Origin of the sequence: Haloglomus salinum, from assembly GCF_024298825.1 — an archaeon.
Lineage (GTDB): Archaea > Halobacteriota > Halobacteria > Halobacteriales > Haloarculaceae > Haloglomus > Haloglomus salinum.
Window position 1 is genome coordinate 3,649,277 of sequence record NZ_CP101153.1, and the last position, 12,539, is coordinate 3,661,815.

General features: G+C 67.4%; 14 protein-coding genes. 5 read left to right on the forward strand and 9 right to left on the reverse strand.

Translation table 11 applies throughout. From position 1 onward, the window contains the following. Positions 1 to 22: 22 nt before the first annotated feature. The 3 genes from NL115_RS17825 to NL115_RS17835 form a co-directional block, all read right to left on the reverse strand. Positions 23 to 823 carry a CbiX/SirB N-terminal domain-containing protein gene (locus NL115_RS17825; RefSeq protein WP_254830670.1) on the reverse strand — a complete coding sequence of 267 codons (801 nt, stop codon included), beginning with the start codon at positions 821 to 823 and terminating at the stop codon, positions 23 to 25. A 269-nt stretch (positions 824 to 1,092) separates the two neighbouring features. After that, on the reverse strand, positions 1,093 to 1,833 hold the full coding sequence (locus NL115_RS17830) for a dolichyl-phosphate hexose transferase (RefSeq protein ID WP_286667157.1): 741 nt from the start codon (positions 1,831 to 1,833) through the stop codon (positions 1,093 to 1,095). A gap of 152 nt (positions 1,834 to 1,985) precedes the next feature. Further along, the gene (locus NL115_RS17835) at positions 1,986 to 2,168 is read right to left on the reverse strand and encodes a hypothetical protein (RefSeq protein ID WP_254822276.1); all 183 of its coding nucleotides are present in this window, start codon (positions 2,166 to 2,168) and stop codon (positions 1,986 to 1,988) included. A gap of 223 nt (positions 2,169 to 2,391) precedes the next feature. Between NL115_RS17835 and NL115_RS17840 the strand changes: the two genes are divergently transcribed. The 4 genes from NL115_RS17840 to NL115_RS17855 all read left to right on the forward strand — a co-directional run bounded on the left by NL115_RS17840 (position 2,392) and on the right by NL115_RS17855 (position 5,617). Further along, entirely contained in the window at positions 2,392 to 2,793 is a 402-nt protein-coding gene (locus NL115_RS17840; RefSeq protein ID WP_254830671.1) for a DUF7124 domain-containing protein, read from the forward strand. A gap of 364 nt (positions 2,794 to 3,157) precedes the next feature. After that, on the forward strand, positions 3,158 to 3,637 hold the full coding sequence (locus NL115_RS17845; RefSeq protein WP_254830672.1) for a DUF5805 domain-containing protein: 480 nt from the start codon (positions 3,158 to 3,160) through the stop codon (positions 3,635 to 3,637). After that, entirely contained in the window at positions 3,630 to 4,676 is a 1,047-nt protein-coding gene (locus NL115_RS17850; protein ID WP_254830673.1) for a tyrosine-type recombinase/integrase, read from the forward strand. The genes NL115_RS17845 and NL115_RS17850 overlap by 8 nt, the downstream gene beginning before the upstream one ends. Before the next feature lie 290 nt (positions 4,677 to 4,966). Further along, complete coding sequence (locus tag NL115_RS17855) at positions 4,967 to 5,617, forward strand: helix-turn-helix domain-containing protein (protein WP_254830674.1); 651 nt, start codon at positions 4,967 to 4,969, stop codon at positions 5,615 to 5,617. Between the two features lie 8 nt (positions 5,618 to 5,625). Here NL115_RS17855 and NL115_RS17860 read toward each other — a convergent pair whose 3' ends face one another. The 3 genes from NL115_RS17860 to NL115_RS17870 form a co-directional block, all read right to left on the reverse strand. Beyond that, positions 5,626 to 6,546 (reverse strand): phosphoribosyltransferase HisG-related protein, encoded by a 921-nt coding sequence (locus NL115_RS17860; RefSeq protein ID WP_254830675.1) that lies wholly within the window; start codon positions 6,544 to 6,546, stop codon positions 5,626 to 5,628. Positions 6,547 to 6,585: 39 nt separating this feature from the next. Further along, positions 6,586 to 7,896: a hypothetical protein gene (locus tag NL115_RS17865; RefSeq protein WP_254830676.1), complete on the reverse strand. Its 1,311-nt coding sequence runs from the start codon at positions 7,894 to 7,896 to the stop codon at positions 6,586 to 6,588. Positions 7,897 to 7,986: 90 nt separating this feature from the next. Further along, the gene (locus tag NL115_RS17870) at positions 7,987 to 8,838 is read right to left on the reverse strand and encodes an MBL fold metallo-hydrolase (protein WP_254830677.1); all 852 of its coding nucleotides are present in this window, start codon (positions 8,836 to 8,838) and stop codon (positions 7,987 to 7,989) included. Between the two features lie 83 nt (positions 8,839 to 8,921). On the opposite strand from NL115_RS17870, the gene NL115_RS17875 reads away from it, so the two are divergent. After that, complete coding sequence (locus NL115_RS17875; RefSeq protein ID WP_254830678.1) at positions 8,922 to 9,269, forward strand: hypothetical protein; 348 nt, start codon at positions 8,922 to 8,924, stop codon at positions 9,267 to 9,269. Between the two features lie 163 nt (positions 9,270 to 9,432). Here NL115_RS17875 and NL115_RS17880 read toward each other — a convergent pair whose 3' ends face one another. The 3 genes from NL115_RS17880 to proC are packed head-to-tail and all read right to left on the reverse strand — an operon-like array spanning position 9,433 to position 12,431. Beyond that, a complete protein-coding gene (locus tag NL115_RS17880) occupies positions 9,433 to 10,791 on the reverse strand; it encodes a glutamate-5-semialdehyde dehydrogenase (RefSeq protein ID WP_254830679.1) in 1,359 nt (452 codons plus the stop codon). After that, complete coding sequence (gene proB, locus NL115_RS17885) at positions 10,784 to 11,656, reverse strand: glutamate 5-kinase (protein ID WP_254830680.1); 873 nt, start codon at positions 11,654 to 11,656, stop codon at positions 10,784 to 10,786. The genes NL115_RS17880 and proB overlap by 8 nt, the downstream gene beginning before the upstream one ends. Continuing rightward, the gene (gene proC / locus NL115_RS17890; RefSeq protein WP_254830681.1) at positions 11,649 to 12,431 is read right to left on the reverse strand and encodes a pyrroline-5-carboxylate reductase; all 783 of its coding nucleotides are present in this window, start codon (positions 12,429 to 12,431) and stop codon (positions 11,649 to 11,651) included. Before proC ends, proB begins: the two co-directional genes overlap by 8 nt. Positions 12,432 to 12,539 lie beyond the last annotated feature (108 nt).

Sequence of the window (12,539 nt, forward strand, 5' to 3'; positions counted from 1 at the left end):
GTCGGTGCCGCCGTCCGTCACGCTACAGCGGCCGGCCGTCACCGTCCGCCGCGAGTCGCTGGGCGTCGCGGGCGAGCTGGTCCTCGAACGAGGTCCCCGGCGTATCGGTGCCCGTCCGTCGCTCGGCCACGCGGGCGGCGATGGCGTCGGTGACAGCGTGATGCTCGCCGAGCGGGTCGGCGTAGGAGAGCCCACCCCGGTCGACCTCCAGCTTGCGCGGTATCTCCTCGGTCGTGGCCGTCGACGGGACCAGCGGTAGCGGCACCGCAACCACGCGGTCGTTGGAGACGGTGTAGCGGGCACATTCGACCGCCGGGTTCTGGAGCAGGAACGCGCTCGTCACCTCACCGTAGGTGCTCGTCTCGCGGAGTCGCGAGGCGTGGTAGTCAGCAGCCTGTCGTTCGAAGGGCTGGTCACCACTTCCCAGCCCGACCAGCAGGAGCGATGCATCCGGTGTCGGCGTGACGTGCTCGGCCGCGCGTGTGGCGAGCGCGTTGGTCACGGCCGGCGAGGGGCCGACGGGCTCGCAGTACACTACCGCGCCATCGACGGCGTCGAAGGCGGCCGGAACGCCGTCGGTCGTGGCGCGGGCGTGTGCAGCCCGGACCGGGACGACGAAGACCCGGTCGGCAGCGATGTCGGCGAACGATGCCCGGAGTTCGCGGCCGGGTTCCTCGCGCCAGGTCGCGACGTGGACGGCATCGGTTGCACCTCGGTCGCGAAGTCGACCAGCGTGCGTCTCGAGAACGTCCGTCGTGGCGGGTGACGCTCGGGCGACCAGAACGAGGGCGTCGGTAGCCCGTGTCTCGTTTACAATCTTCATTGTATTAGTAAAAGTCCAGTTGTTACTCGGCGTGCGAGGGCATCCCACATATAGCTGATGATGGTCTCGTAATCGCCATCGACTGCGGCCGGTCAGCCGGGGCTCCCACGAAACGGCGCGAGTAGCGTGTGAGGCGCCAGGAGAGAGCGGGCGGCTCCGGAGCCGTTTCTGTATAGCGACATAGAGTTTACGAGTTGGAAACGGGACGCCACGATAGCCACGGTCTGGGTAAGAATATGACACTTCTGGTGCTGGCGATCCGAGAGAGGCTACCGGAAGCGCTCCTCGAGCGAGACCTTCAGGATGGACTTGAGTATCTCGGCGCCGCCCTGGATCGGGTCGAGCTTCGTCTCCCCCGCCCGCTCGGCGTACGTGATGGGCTCCTCGCGGACCTCGTACCCGCGCATCAGCGGTCGGATGAGGAGTTCCGCAGACAGTCCGGTGTTCTCCGTCCACTCGATCTTCTCGATGACCTCCCGGCGGTACGCACGCATCCCCGTGGTCGTATCGTGGACCCGCTCACCCATCAGGATGGATGCGAGCGCGGCGAACGAGGCGTTCCCGAAGCGGTTGAACGCCGGCATGGCGTCGGCCCCGTAGTAGAGGCGGTCGCCGGAGACGACGTCGTAGCCCTCGTTGACGAAGTCGAGGAACTCCGGAAGCGCGTCCATCGGATAGGTGTCGTCGCAGTCCGTCGTCACCACGACCGGTCTCGAGGCTGTCAGCAGTGCCTCACGGACGGCTACGCCGTACCCCTGTGGCTCCTGCTCGACGACCGTCGCGCCGTGCTCACGGGCGATCTCGGGCGTCCTGTCGCTGGAGCCGTCCACGCAGACGACCTCGGCGCGCCCATCAGTCACACGGCCGATATCGTCCAGCACCGTGCCGATGGCTGCCTCCTCGTTGTACGTCCCCATCACGACGCTGAGGTCGTCGAAGGTGAATTGCTCCGTCTCGTCCGCCGCGGCCACGGACTCGTCTGCCGACCTGTCGGCCTGCTGCTGGCTCATACGTCCGCCTTCGTGAGCGCCCACTTGAGAGTTTAGGTTTGCCAAAAACGACGGCCGGTCGAGATTCGCTCCAGAACTCGGCCGTTTCCGAGTGTAGCAGCCGCTACCATACGAACGGAGCTGAAGAACCAGAAATCAGGAGATTTCGTAGCTTACCGCAGGTCGGCCGCGCCGGGTTCGATCTCCTCGCGGTGTCGGTCGGCCTCACTGCAGGCTGTCTCGGGTGGGCGCTCGAATCGCTGTCGCTGTCGCTCTCCCCCGTCCGTTCGGGTCGTGTGGGTCGTCGGGTTGTTCATGTACGGGACCATCGGAGCCGTGTCGTTGGAGTCGTCCATCGGTATCTGGTGAGTTCGTGAGTGCGTTCGCGCGTCGATGCCGCTGTCGTGGCCTCGCGCGGAGCGCGAGGAGGCCGGGGGAGAATCAGTTGCGTACGTGTACAGCGAGCATCGGTCTTCACTCTCCCATCGGGGGCATCCATCATAAACGTTCATGTCGTAACAACGGTTGCCATCGATGTCGGTCGCTACGCTTACGAGCGTCCGCTCCCCTCGTTCGCCCGTGGCGACCGGACTGACGCTCGCGTTCGACCTGGAGGCGCTCAGAGCGTTCTCTGAGCCCGCTGTGGCGTTCGAGGACGCGCGGCGCTGGAGTGAGAACCTCGGTATCGTCTCGGACCAGCCGCCGTACGTTCTGACCAAGTTCACCCGCGAACACGCCCTCCGGAACGATTTCCCACCCGAGCCTGCCCCCGCCGTGGAGACGCTCGACCACATGCGCACGCACCACGACACCGACCGGTACGTGTACGTCGTGCCCGACGACGTGACAACGACGCCGGACGGATGGGAACGCCTCCCGGTCTCCGAGGCCGCGGAGCGAGCCGACTGGGAACTGGCACCCGACGACTCGGTGGATGTGGCGGAACCAGCCATCGAGGACGAGGACTCGGACTGGCCCTGACGGCCCGGGTGTGGGACTGGCGGTCCGGAGTGTCTCTTTCCGCTGGTGGACTTCGAGCAATTCGGCTCCACAGGCCGCCCCATTACACCACCACGACCAGGGGCCGCCCGTCGCCCCGAACAATCCTGAGTTCGCCCACCGATATCGGAGCTAGATGAGGCACCCACCTCTCGCGGAGTCTCATCGGGACCGATTTGTTATCGTCTAATGTGATATGTGGAAAGGCGCACCTGTGGGCTGGGCAGTCAGTTATCGTCGAATAAGTGGGCAGACCACCCCGATTCACACCATCATGTTCGGTGATAACTGCCCTTATCGTCGTGTCTGACGCAGATTGAAGTAGCGCCCGTTCGAGGGGGAGACCATGAGTACGGACGGGTCGGAGACCGAACGCGTCTCGGTCAGCACCTACATCCCGGCCTACCAGCGCGCCACCTGGGAGGCCGAGGCCGAGTCGATGGGCGTGAGCCGGAGCGAGTACGTTCGACTGATGGTGCAGGCGGGCCGTCGGAGCTTCGAACTGGGAGATACCGACGATAGCAGTCCTCCCCCTGACACTGACGACCGTTCGAGCGAACACACCGCCGGCGGCTCCGATGCGGTTACCAGACACAACTCCGAGAAGACCCGTTCCTCCCCCTCCGACCCCGGGGATGACGGCCTCGAAGACCGTGTCCTCGACCTCCTCGATTCGGACTCGTATCTCGGCTGGGACGAACTGGTCGCCGGGTTGACCGACGACCTGGAGGACCGACTCGAGGAGTCCCTCGACTCGCTCCAGTCCGCGGGCCGGGTCCGACACAGTGGCCGGCACGGTGGGTACACGGTGGTCGCCGATGAGTGAGGCCCGCGCCGGGGAGACCGGTGCGGTCGAGGACCCGGTCGCGTACTTCCTGGAGGACCTCACCTACCACGGCAAGACCGAACGGACCCGGGACGCCTACGAGCGCGTGCTGCGCTCGGCCGAGACGTTCATGGAGGGCCGCCGGACCACCCTCGCCGACGCCACGCGCCGGGACTGCATGGCCTGGGTCCACCGGCTCCGCGGGGAGTACGCCGACAGCACGGTCGCCTCCTACGCCTCCTACCTCCACCGGTTCTACGGGTACATGGTCGAGGTCGGCACGTTCGACCGGAACCCGATGGCGCTGGTCACCGACGAGATGGACGAGACCATCGATACGGACCCTGCACGCCGGGAGATCGACCTGCCCCGGATGCGCGCGTTCGTCGCGGACCTCGACCACCCACTCGAACAGGCCGTCGTCGTCACGCTCCTGAAGACCGGGATGCGCGTCGGTGAGCTCTGCAACCTCGACATCCGGGACTGCTCGCTCACCGACGAGGAGGTCCGGGAGGCGTACGATATCGCTCCACGCGGAGGGCTCGACGGCCGCCCGGACTCCATCTACGTGGCCAGTGACCCGGCTCGCGGGGAGCCGTACAACGGCGAGGAGCGGACCGCCTCGAACAAGCGCAAACGCGACACCGTCGTCCCTGTCGATGACGAACTGGCCGCTGCCCTGAAACGCTGGCTCGCCGTCCGCCCGGACGCGAGGTCGGACGCGGAACCCCTGTTCTGCAGCACGAAGGACGAGTGGGGCGCCCGCCTCACGCCGAAGATGGCCCGGTCGTTCGTCACCAACCACGCCCGCGAGGCGGGCTGGTACCGCTCGGGTGGCGGCGCCGAGGAGAACGTCACGCCCCACTACTTCCGGCACTTCTTCACCACGCATCTCCGGGACCGAACCGGTGACAGGGGCGTCGTGAAGTACCTCCGCGGCGACGTGGCCCAGGACGTCATCGACACCTACACCCACAACTGGGGCGACCGCGTCCGGGAGGTCTACGAGGCGAACATCTACTCGCTCGGGACGAAATAGTGCGGTACTTCGATAGCTCTCGGCAGGTGGACTGTCGTCGACACGACCCGTAAACTGCATATCGCTATATACAATCTCCGGTGGCTCGCATCCGATTCCCGTGTCGCGAACACGACGGAATACGGGCCTGAGGGCCCCTGTGAGTCGGATTCGGGTATCGGGCGGAGCGACTGGCGCGGCCGCGAGCGGACTACCTGACAACTTGTTCACCGTGCGTGATTGGTTGAATCAGGTCCCAGTCCACCGGGAAAAGGTTAAAGCGCGAGCATTGCGACGGTGCGCCACGACCCATGCGGTTCGTGGAACTGGTGGTGAACCCGGACGAGGGCTGGTCCCGGTTCGGCCGGGCGGCCGCCGCCGACCAGCGGGTCACGCGCGAGGCCATCCACCAGCTGGAGCCGATGGACGACGGCAGCGTCGTGATGCTGTACGAGCTGTCGGGCGACCACGACACCATCCACGACCTGCTGGCCGAGCATTTCGATGCCAAGGGGTCGGAACTCTCCGAGGTGGCGGGGAACGTCCTCGTCTACGCGCACCACGACCCGAGCCCGACCGTCGACGGCCTGTTGCGGATCCCACGCGAGCTCGGCGTCGTGGTCGATACACCGCTCGAGTTCACCCGTGACGGCGGCATCAGGCTCACCCTCGTCGGCGACGAGGCGGACATCCGGCAGGCTATCGCGGCGATTCCCGAGTCAGTGCAGCACACCGTCGAACGCACCGGTGAGTACCGGCCCGAGCAGCAGCGTCTGTTCGCGGAGCTCACCGACCGACAGCAGGAGATCCTCCTCACAGCACTCGAGATGGGCTACTACGAACAGCCGCGGCGAGCGACCTACGAGGACCTGGCCGGGGAGCTGGGCTGCACGAAGACGACCGTCGGGGAGCATCTCCGGAAGGCGGAGGAGAAGGTCCTGACCGGTATCGCCCCCGACTGAAGGACAGCTCAGGTCGCCGGGGCGACCAGTTCCGTCTCGGACTCGTCGATGAGCAGGTCCGCCAGTGCCTGGGCCCCGTCGTCCAGCTCGGCGACGTTCTCCAGCAGGACCGTCTCCGAAGGGAACAGCTGCTCGCCCAGCAACAATCCGTGTTCCCGGGCTGTCGAGCCCGTCACGGTGAGATAGACCCCCAGCCCGGTGTCGGCGATGGCGGCCTCCTCCTCCCGCTCGGGGTCCGTATAGGTGAACTCGATGCCGTCCAGCGCGTCGCTCCCGAGCACGGCCTCGACGAGGCGCTCGTACCGCGGCGAGATGCAGAGGTCGCCCTCGTAGTCGGCGACGAACGAGCGGTCCAGCGGGGTCCCGCCGTCGCCCCGGACCTCGGGCGAGGCCAGCAGCGTGTGATAGACCGTATCGCCGAGGCCCCCGGTGACGCGGACGTCCGTGTCCCTCGGGTCGATGCGCTGGTTCACGTCCGCCAGCGAGGTCAGCGGGTCCGGGCGCAGCCCGACGACCTCCTCCAGCACGAGGTCGGCCGAGTCGAAGCCCAGTGCGAACTCGTGCTTCCGGAGGGCGCGAAACGGCTCCTCGCGCCCGACGAGCTGTACCTCACCGGCCGGTGTCGGCACCAGTAGCGAATCGAACACGATGCGGCGAGGAAATCCGTCGCGGGCGTCACGGAGCAGGGTGTACTCGGGGGCGTATCGGTCGTCGGGGTCGGAGTAGTCCGCAAGCCGCTCGTACACGGACCGGTCGAGTGTTCGCTCTCCCTTCGTGACGGCCTTCTCCAGCCGGAGGGTGGAGATGACCTCGTCGACACGGTCGGTCACGTCCACGGAGCCTGTCGACTCCCCATGGTCGGCCACCCGTTCCAGCACTGCCTCCAGCGGGCGACCCTTCCGTGGCACGGCGACCTGGACGGTCGTCATTAGCGGGCAATCGGAACTGCAGGAGAAAAGCCGTCCGGTTCAGTTCCCGGCCAGCGCCTGTCGAAGGTTGTCCAGCGTCTCGATGTCGTCCTCCATCTCCTCCAGCTCGGCCTCGACGTCGGCGACGCGGTCGGAGAGGTCCTCGCCGAGTTCGTCCTGCATCGTCTCGAGGTCGGTCCGGAGGGACGCGAGGTCGTCCTCGATGGTCCCGATGCGTCCGTCCAGCGACTCCGTGGTCTCGGCCATCGACCCGACGCGGTCGTCGATGCTGTCGACCCGCTCGTCGACCGCTGTCACGTCGCTCTCGACGGCCGACACCGTGCCTTCGAGCCGTTCGAGGCTCCCCTCCACGTCGTCGAACCGCTCGCGCATGGCCAGGAGGTCGTCGGCCGTGCCGGTGTCGTCGAGGAACTCCTCGAGAGCGCCCGTGTACGCGACGACCTCGTCGACATCGGACTGCAGTTTGTCGAGTTTCGCCTCGACGTGCCCCGGGAGTTCGGCCTCGGCACTCATCGCCTCGATGTCGGTACCGAGGGCCTCGCTGAGCGTCTCGAGGTCCTCCTCGGCCACGTCTCCCGACCGAATCTCGGCTGCGAGCGTCGCGGCGACATCGTCGACGGCGACGGCCTCGGCGGTGCCGTTCCCGTGTTCGGCCTCGGCAGTCCGGGCCGCTGTGGACTCGTCGACGGCGGCCTCGCTCTCCCCCTCCGTCTCCTCGTCCTCGGCTTCGGTGTCGGCTTCGTCGACGTTGGCGATGGCGGATTCGAGGTCGTCGGCCGACGCCTCGGCCGGCGACGGCGCGTCAGTGTCCGCCTCGTCGGTGTCGCCCTCGGCTTCGGCTCCCTCGGTATCGGCATCGAGCGGGTCGTCCAGGTCTATCGAGGTATCGGGCTCCTCGTCCGCCGCCTCCTCGCCGATGTCGTCCTCGGCCTCGGAGTCGGTTTCATCCTCCTCCTCGCCGCCGATGATGTCGCTGACGCTCTCCTCCCCCTCGACACCCTCGATGGCGGGCTCCGTGAGGAACCGCTCGATATCGTCCGTGTCCTTCGCACGGAGGCCGTAGACGGTCGTGTACTCCTCGCCAGCCTCGAACTCGCGCTCGAAGACGATCTGCTCGTCCTCGACGCGCCAGAAGTCGGCCCCGTACTTGGGGTGGAACCCGATGTCCTGTGCCGGAACGTCGTCCGGTACGTCGTCCACGATCCGGACGTCCGTGGCCTCCTCGCGGTCGGAGTGGATGACGAAGGCGATGGCGGGGACGGGGAAGTCGTCGGGTTCGAAGGACTTCTCGACGGTGATCCCTCCTCGTTCGACGACTACGCTCACCTCCTCTGAATCGGCGTTGCTCATGCTGTGCTATGAACCTGCAACCTCAGTCCCATAAAGGTACCCTGAAACCCGAGGTCGCTCACCTGACCAGCGTGTCCGGGCCGTGCCGGCTCAGAGCGACACCCGGTCGCCGATTTCGACGACCTCGACGGTCCGCGGGTGGGTGAACGACCGCGTGTGGTCGCGGACGCTCCGCGGGTCCGCTGTCAGTCCCTTCCATATATCCCAGTGCGACGGAAGCAGCCGGTCGAGTTCGAGCTGGGCGGCCGCCTCGGCCACCTCGTTGGGCGAGGAGTACCACCGTTTGTAGACGGGCTCACGGGTCTCCTTGTCCAGCAGCATCCCCGAGGAGCCGAACGCCAGCACCCCCAGGTCGATGTCGTAGCGCTCCCCCACGTCGACGAACGCGTCGCTCGGGCGGGCGTCGCCGCCGTGGAAGAACGTCCCCGACTCGTGCTCGACGACGTAGGAGACCGGGTGGGTCGCGTCCGGGTCGTGAGCCGGTTCGACGTGGATACGCAGCGAGCCGACCGACAGCGTGTCGCCCTCCACGACCTCGTCGATATCGGCCGTTTCGACACCCTCACGGTCGGTCCAGCTCTCCTCCTCGACGACCGCGACGGAGTCGTCCGGGGCGACGTAGTCGGCGCCGCTCGCCACCAGCGGGGCCTGTGTCTCCTCGTGGACGTGGTCGGAGTGCTCGTGCGTGGCGAGAACCGCGTCCGGTTCGACGAGGTCACCGAACGTCTCCGGGTCGAACGGTACCGGCACCATCCGCACGGTACGTGGCGGGTCGCCCAGCCCGCAGTACGGGTCGACAAGTACCGTGGCGCCACAGGAGGCCTTCAGGACGAACCCGTTGCAGCCCAGATACCAGATGTCGACGCCTTCGGGTTCGGCATCGGCCACCTCGCGTGGGAGCCAGTCGCTCCAGTCGGAGGTGCCGAGTTCGTGTGCGCACATGCGTGTACGGGGCTGGATGCGCACGCGGGTTGAACGTTCCTCCTCGGGGCAAGGCCTACCCGGGAGCCGGCACCAGCGCCCGTATGGACCCGCGCCACCGCGACGGCCTGCTGGCGCTCCTTGCTCTGGTCGGGCTGGCGCTCCCGCTCGAGCACGACCGCCGCCGGCGGCTGCGCGACCCCGGCGCGGCCTTGGCCGGTGTCGGGACCGCGCTCGCCGTGGAGTGGGCCTTCCTCCGGTGTCCGCACCGGTTGCTGTCTGTGTGGGAACGCCCGGCCGTCAATCTGGGGAGCGCCCTCGCGGTGGTCATGGGTGGGATGCTGGCCCGTCGTCGTCCCCGACTCCTGGTCGCCGGGGTATGGGGAATCCTGACCTACCTGGGGCTGCTCGCACGGCTCCTCCGGAGGGGCGAAGCGGCTGATAATCGATAATGGGGCCCACGGAACGCCCAGATGACGTATCTATGGGACGTTCTCGTCTCGAAGGGGACTCGTCATCCGGGAATTTGCGGCTGCCGCATCGACCCGTGAATCCGAGGCCCGACACGTAAACCGTATGGCCCGATATCGAAGTCCGGGCCGGGACGGGTCGGCGTTACTCTCCGGACCGGTGTCCGGGGTTCCACTCGCCGTCGAAGTCCTCGTGGCGGAAGGGTTTCGCATCGTCGCCGGCGTACGTGCCGACGAGTTGGCCGTCGCCTTCCAGATACCACTTGTAGGTGGTCAGGCCCTCCAGGCCGACGGGACCGCGGGCGTGGGTTTTGCCGGTGCTGATGCCGACCTCTGCGCCGAGTCCGTAGCGGAAGCCGTCGGCGAAGCGGGTGGAGGCGTTGTGGAAGACGCTCGAGGAGTCGACCCCGCGCATGAACCGGGCGGCGCGGTCGGCGTCCTCGGTCAGGACCGACTCGGTGTGCTTCGAGCCGTATTCGGTGACGTGCCCGACGGCCGCGGTCAGGGAATCGACCACCCTGATGTCGAGTTCGAGGTCGCCGTACTCCTGGCCCCAGTGCTCCTCCGTGGCCTCTCCGACATCGACGTGTTCGCGCGTGCGCTCGCAGCCGCGCAGGGTCACGTCGTGGTCGCGGTACGTCTCGACCATGTCCGGCAGGAACTCCGCGGCCACGTCCTGATGGACCAGCAGCGTCTCGACGGCGTTGCAGACCGCGGGGTACTGCACCTTCGCGTCGAGCGCGACCTCTTCGGCCATGGCGAGGTCGGCCTCGCAGTCGACGAAGACGTGACAGACACCCTCCGTGTGCCCGAGGACGGGGATGGAGGTGTTATCCTGGATGTACTGGACGAACGCCGAGGAGCCTCGCGGCATCAGGAGGTCGACGGACTCGTCCATCCCGAGCACCTCGTCGACGTCCTCGCGGGCCTCGATGTTGGCCGCCCAGCCGTCGGGCACGTCGCTGGTCGCCTCGACGATGCACTCGTAGAGGACGCGGTTGGAGTGGAGCGCCTCGCTCCCGCCCTTCAGGATGACCGCGTTGCCTGACTTCAGGCCGAGCGAGGCGATCTGGACCAGGGCGTCCGGGCGCGACTCGAAGACGGCCGCGACCACGCCGATGGGGACGCTCACCTTGTAGAGGTCGAGGTCGTCGTCGAGGTGGCGGGCGCTGAGCGTCCGGCCGAGGGGGTCCTCCTGCCCGGCGACGCTGCGCACCATCTCGATGATGCTGTCGAGCTTGCTGTCCGAGAGCTTCAGCCGGTCGACCAGGGCCTGCGTGTACTCGCCCTGTTCGAGCAGCGTCTCTGCCTCGGCCACGTCGCGCTCGTTGGCCTCGAGGATGCGGTCCCGGTTCGCGTCGATGGCGTCTGCGATGTCCTGCAGCGCCTCGCTGCGGGCCTCGTCCGACAGCGTGGCCAGTTCGAGCGCTGCGCGCTCGGCCCGTGCGACCTTCTCGGCCGTCGTCCGGTCGTCGGTGGTCTCGGCGGTGGTGTTCTCAGTCATCGGTGACCCTGTTCACGGGGACGAATATCGTTCCGACGGGTTTGGCGTTAGCGATTCTGTCGAGGACCGCGGGCTCCGCGGAGCCGGCGATGATGGCGGGGATGCCGTGCTCGCTCACGTCGCGGGCGCCCTCGACCTTGGTGCGGATGCCGCCGAACTCCGCGTCGGCGGTTCCGGAGACGAGCCCCTCGACGGCGGCGTAGTTGCGCCCGACCGCCACGATGCGCTCGGCCCCTGGGTCGTGCTTCGGATTCCCGGTGTAGACCCCGTCCACGTCGGTCAGGGTCACCAGCAGGTCGACGTCGACGCCGATGGCGATGGAGGCCGAGATCATGTCGTTGTCGCCGATCTGCAGTTCCTCGGTCGCGACGGCGTCGTTCTCGTTGATGATGGGCACGACGCCCCAGGAAAGCAGCGTCTCGATGGTGTTGTGGAAGTTGGTGAACCGCTCGGGGTTCTCGAGGTCGTGCTCGGTGAGGAGAATCTGTGCGATCTTCCGGTCGTGGCGCGCAAAGCTCGCCGTGTACCGGTGCATCAGGTGACTCTGCCCGACTGTCGAGAGGGCCTGTGCCTCCTCGACCGTGCGGTCCGAGTGATCGAGACCGACCCGGCCGATGCCGGCGCCGACGGCGCCCGACGAGACGAGGATGACCTCCTTCCCGTGCGAGAGGAGGTCCTCGATGTCGTCGACGAGCTTGTCCAGCTTCGTGTTGTCGAGGTTCGACGACTCGTCGGTGAGCGAGTTCGTCCCGGCCTTCACGAGGACGCGCTCGGCGTCGGCCGCCAGCTGCCGGGTCCGGTCGACCTCCTCGGCGGTCACCTCGCCGTCGGCCTCGTACTCGCCCGGCTGCCCCCGCTCACTCATCGCCGACCTCCGCCGAGAGCTCACGTGAGCGCCGGGCCGCTGCCTCGACCGCCGCGCCGACCTCGTCGTAGACGTCGCTGTCGCGGAGGACATCCATCCCCTCGATGGTAGTCCCGTTCGGCGAGCAGACGGCGTCGATGAGCTCCTCGATGCTCCGGTCCGAGCGCAGGACGGTCTCGGCGGCGCCCTTGAATGTCTGGGCCGCAAGCGTCTCCGCGGCCTCCTCGTCCATGCCCTCCTCGACGGCCGCATCGCGCATCGCGCCGATGAGATAGAAGACGAATGCCGGGCTGGAGCCGTTCAGTGCCGTGGCGGTGTCCATCAACGACTCGTCGATGACCGCGTAGTCCCCGAGGTCGTGCAGCAGCTCGAAGACGACCGACGGGACCTCCCCGTCAGCGCCCACCACCGCGGCAGCCATCGTACCCGTCTCGGCCGCCAGGTTCGGCATCAGCCGGACCACCCTCGCGTCCGTGCGCGCCGCGACGTAGTCGGTGGAGACGCCCGCGGCGATGCTGACCAGCGTCTGGTCGGCCGAGAGGTCGAGGTCCTCGAGGACCGCCCCCACGATGTCGGGCTTGACGACGACGAACACGACCTCCGAGTCCGTCGCTTCGGACGGGTCCGTGGTCGTCTTCTCGCAGTACTGCTCGACAGCAGCGAGTGCAGCCGTATCCAGGTCGGCAGCGACGATGTCGTAGCCGCCGGCTCGCGAGAGTCCTTTGATCAGGGCGCTTCCCATGTTCCCACAGCCGATGACGCTGACGGAGACCATTGTTACCCGCTGAATACGTGGACACCGGTATACGGGCTTTGGTTTCCGCGTGCGCGGGACGCTGGCTCCCTCGGGCCGGCACCGCCCGGTCGGATGCCGCCGGTCGGA

Excerpts from the sequence above, each read along its gene's own strand:
- NL115_RS17825 (WP_254830670.1), bottom strand. The coding sequence starts at position 823 with ATGAAGATTGTAAACGAGACACGGGCTACCGACGCCCTCGTTCTGGTC.
- NL115_RS17830 (WP_286667157.1), bottom strand. The coding sequence starts at position 1,833 with ATGAGCCAGCAGCAGGCCGACAGGTCGGCAGACGAGTCCGTGGCCGCG.
- NL115_RS17835 (WP_254822276.1), bottom strand. The coding sequence starts at position 2,168 with ATGGACGACTCCAACGACACGGCTCCGATGGTCCCGTACATGAACAAC.
- NL115_RS17845 (WP_254830672.1), top strand. The coding sequence starts at position 3,158 with ATGAGTACGGACGGGTCGGAGACCGAACGCGTCTCGGTCAGCACCTAC.
- NL115_RS17850 (WP_254830673.1), top strand. The coding sequence starts at position 3,630 with ATGAGTGAGGCCCGCGCCGGGGAGACCGGTGCGGTCGAGGACCCGGTC.
- NL115_RS17855 (WP_254830674.1), top strand. The coding sequence starts at position 4,967 with ATGCGGTTCGTGGAACTGGTGGTGAACCCGGACGAGGGCTGGTCCCGG.
- NL115_RS17860 (WP_254830675.1), bottom strand. The coding sequence starts at position 6,546 with ATGACGACCGTCCAGGTCGCCGTGCCACGGAAGGGTCGCCCGCTGGAG.
- NL115_RS17865 (WP_254830676.1), bottom strand. The coding sequence starts at position 7,896 with ATGAGCAACGCCGATTCAGAGGAGGTGAGCGTAGTCGTCGAACGAGGA.
- NL115_RS17870 (WP_254830677.1), bottom strand. The coding sequence starts at position 8,838 with ATGTGCGCACACGAACTCGGCACCTCCGACTGGAGCGACTGGCTCCCA.
- NL115_RS17875 (WP_254830678.1), top strand. The coding sequence starts at position 8,922 with ATGGACCCGCGCCACCGCGACGGCCTGCTGGCGCTCCTTGCTCTGGTC.
- NL115_RS17880 (WP_254830679.1), bottom strand. The coding sequence starts at position 10,791 with ATGACTGAGAACACCACCGCCGAGACCACCGACGACCGGACGACGGCC.
- proB (WP_254830680.1), bottom strand. The coding sequence starts at position 11,656 with ATGAGTGAGCGGGGGCAGCCGGGCGAGTACGAGGCCGACGGCGAGGTG.
- proC (WP_254830681.1), bottom strand. The coding sequence starts at position 12,431 with ATGGTCTCCGTCAGCGTCATCGGCTGTGGGAACATGGGAAGCGCCCTG.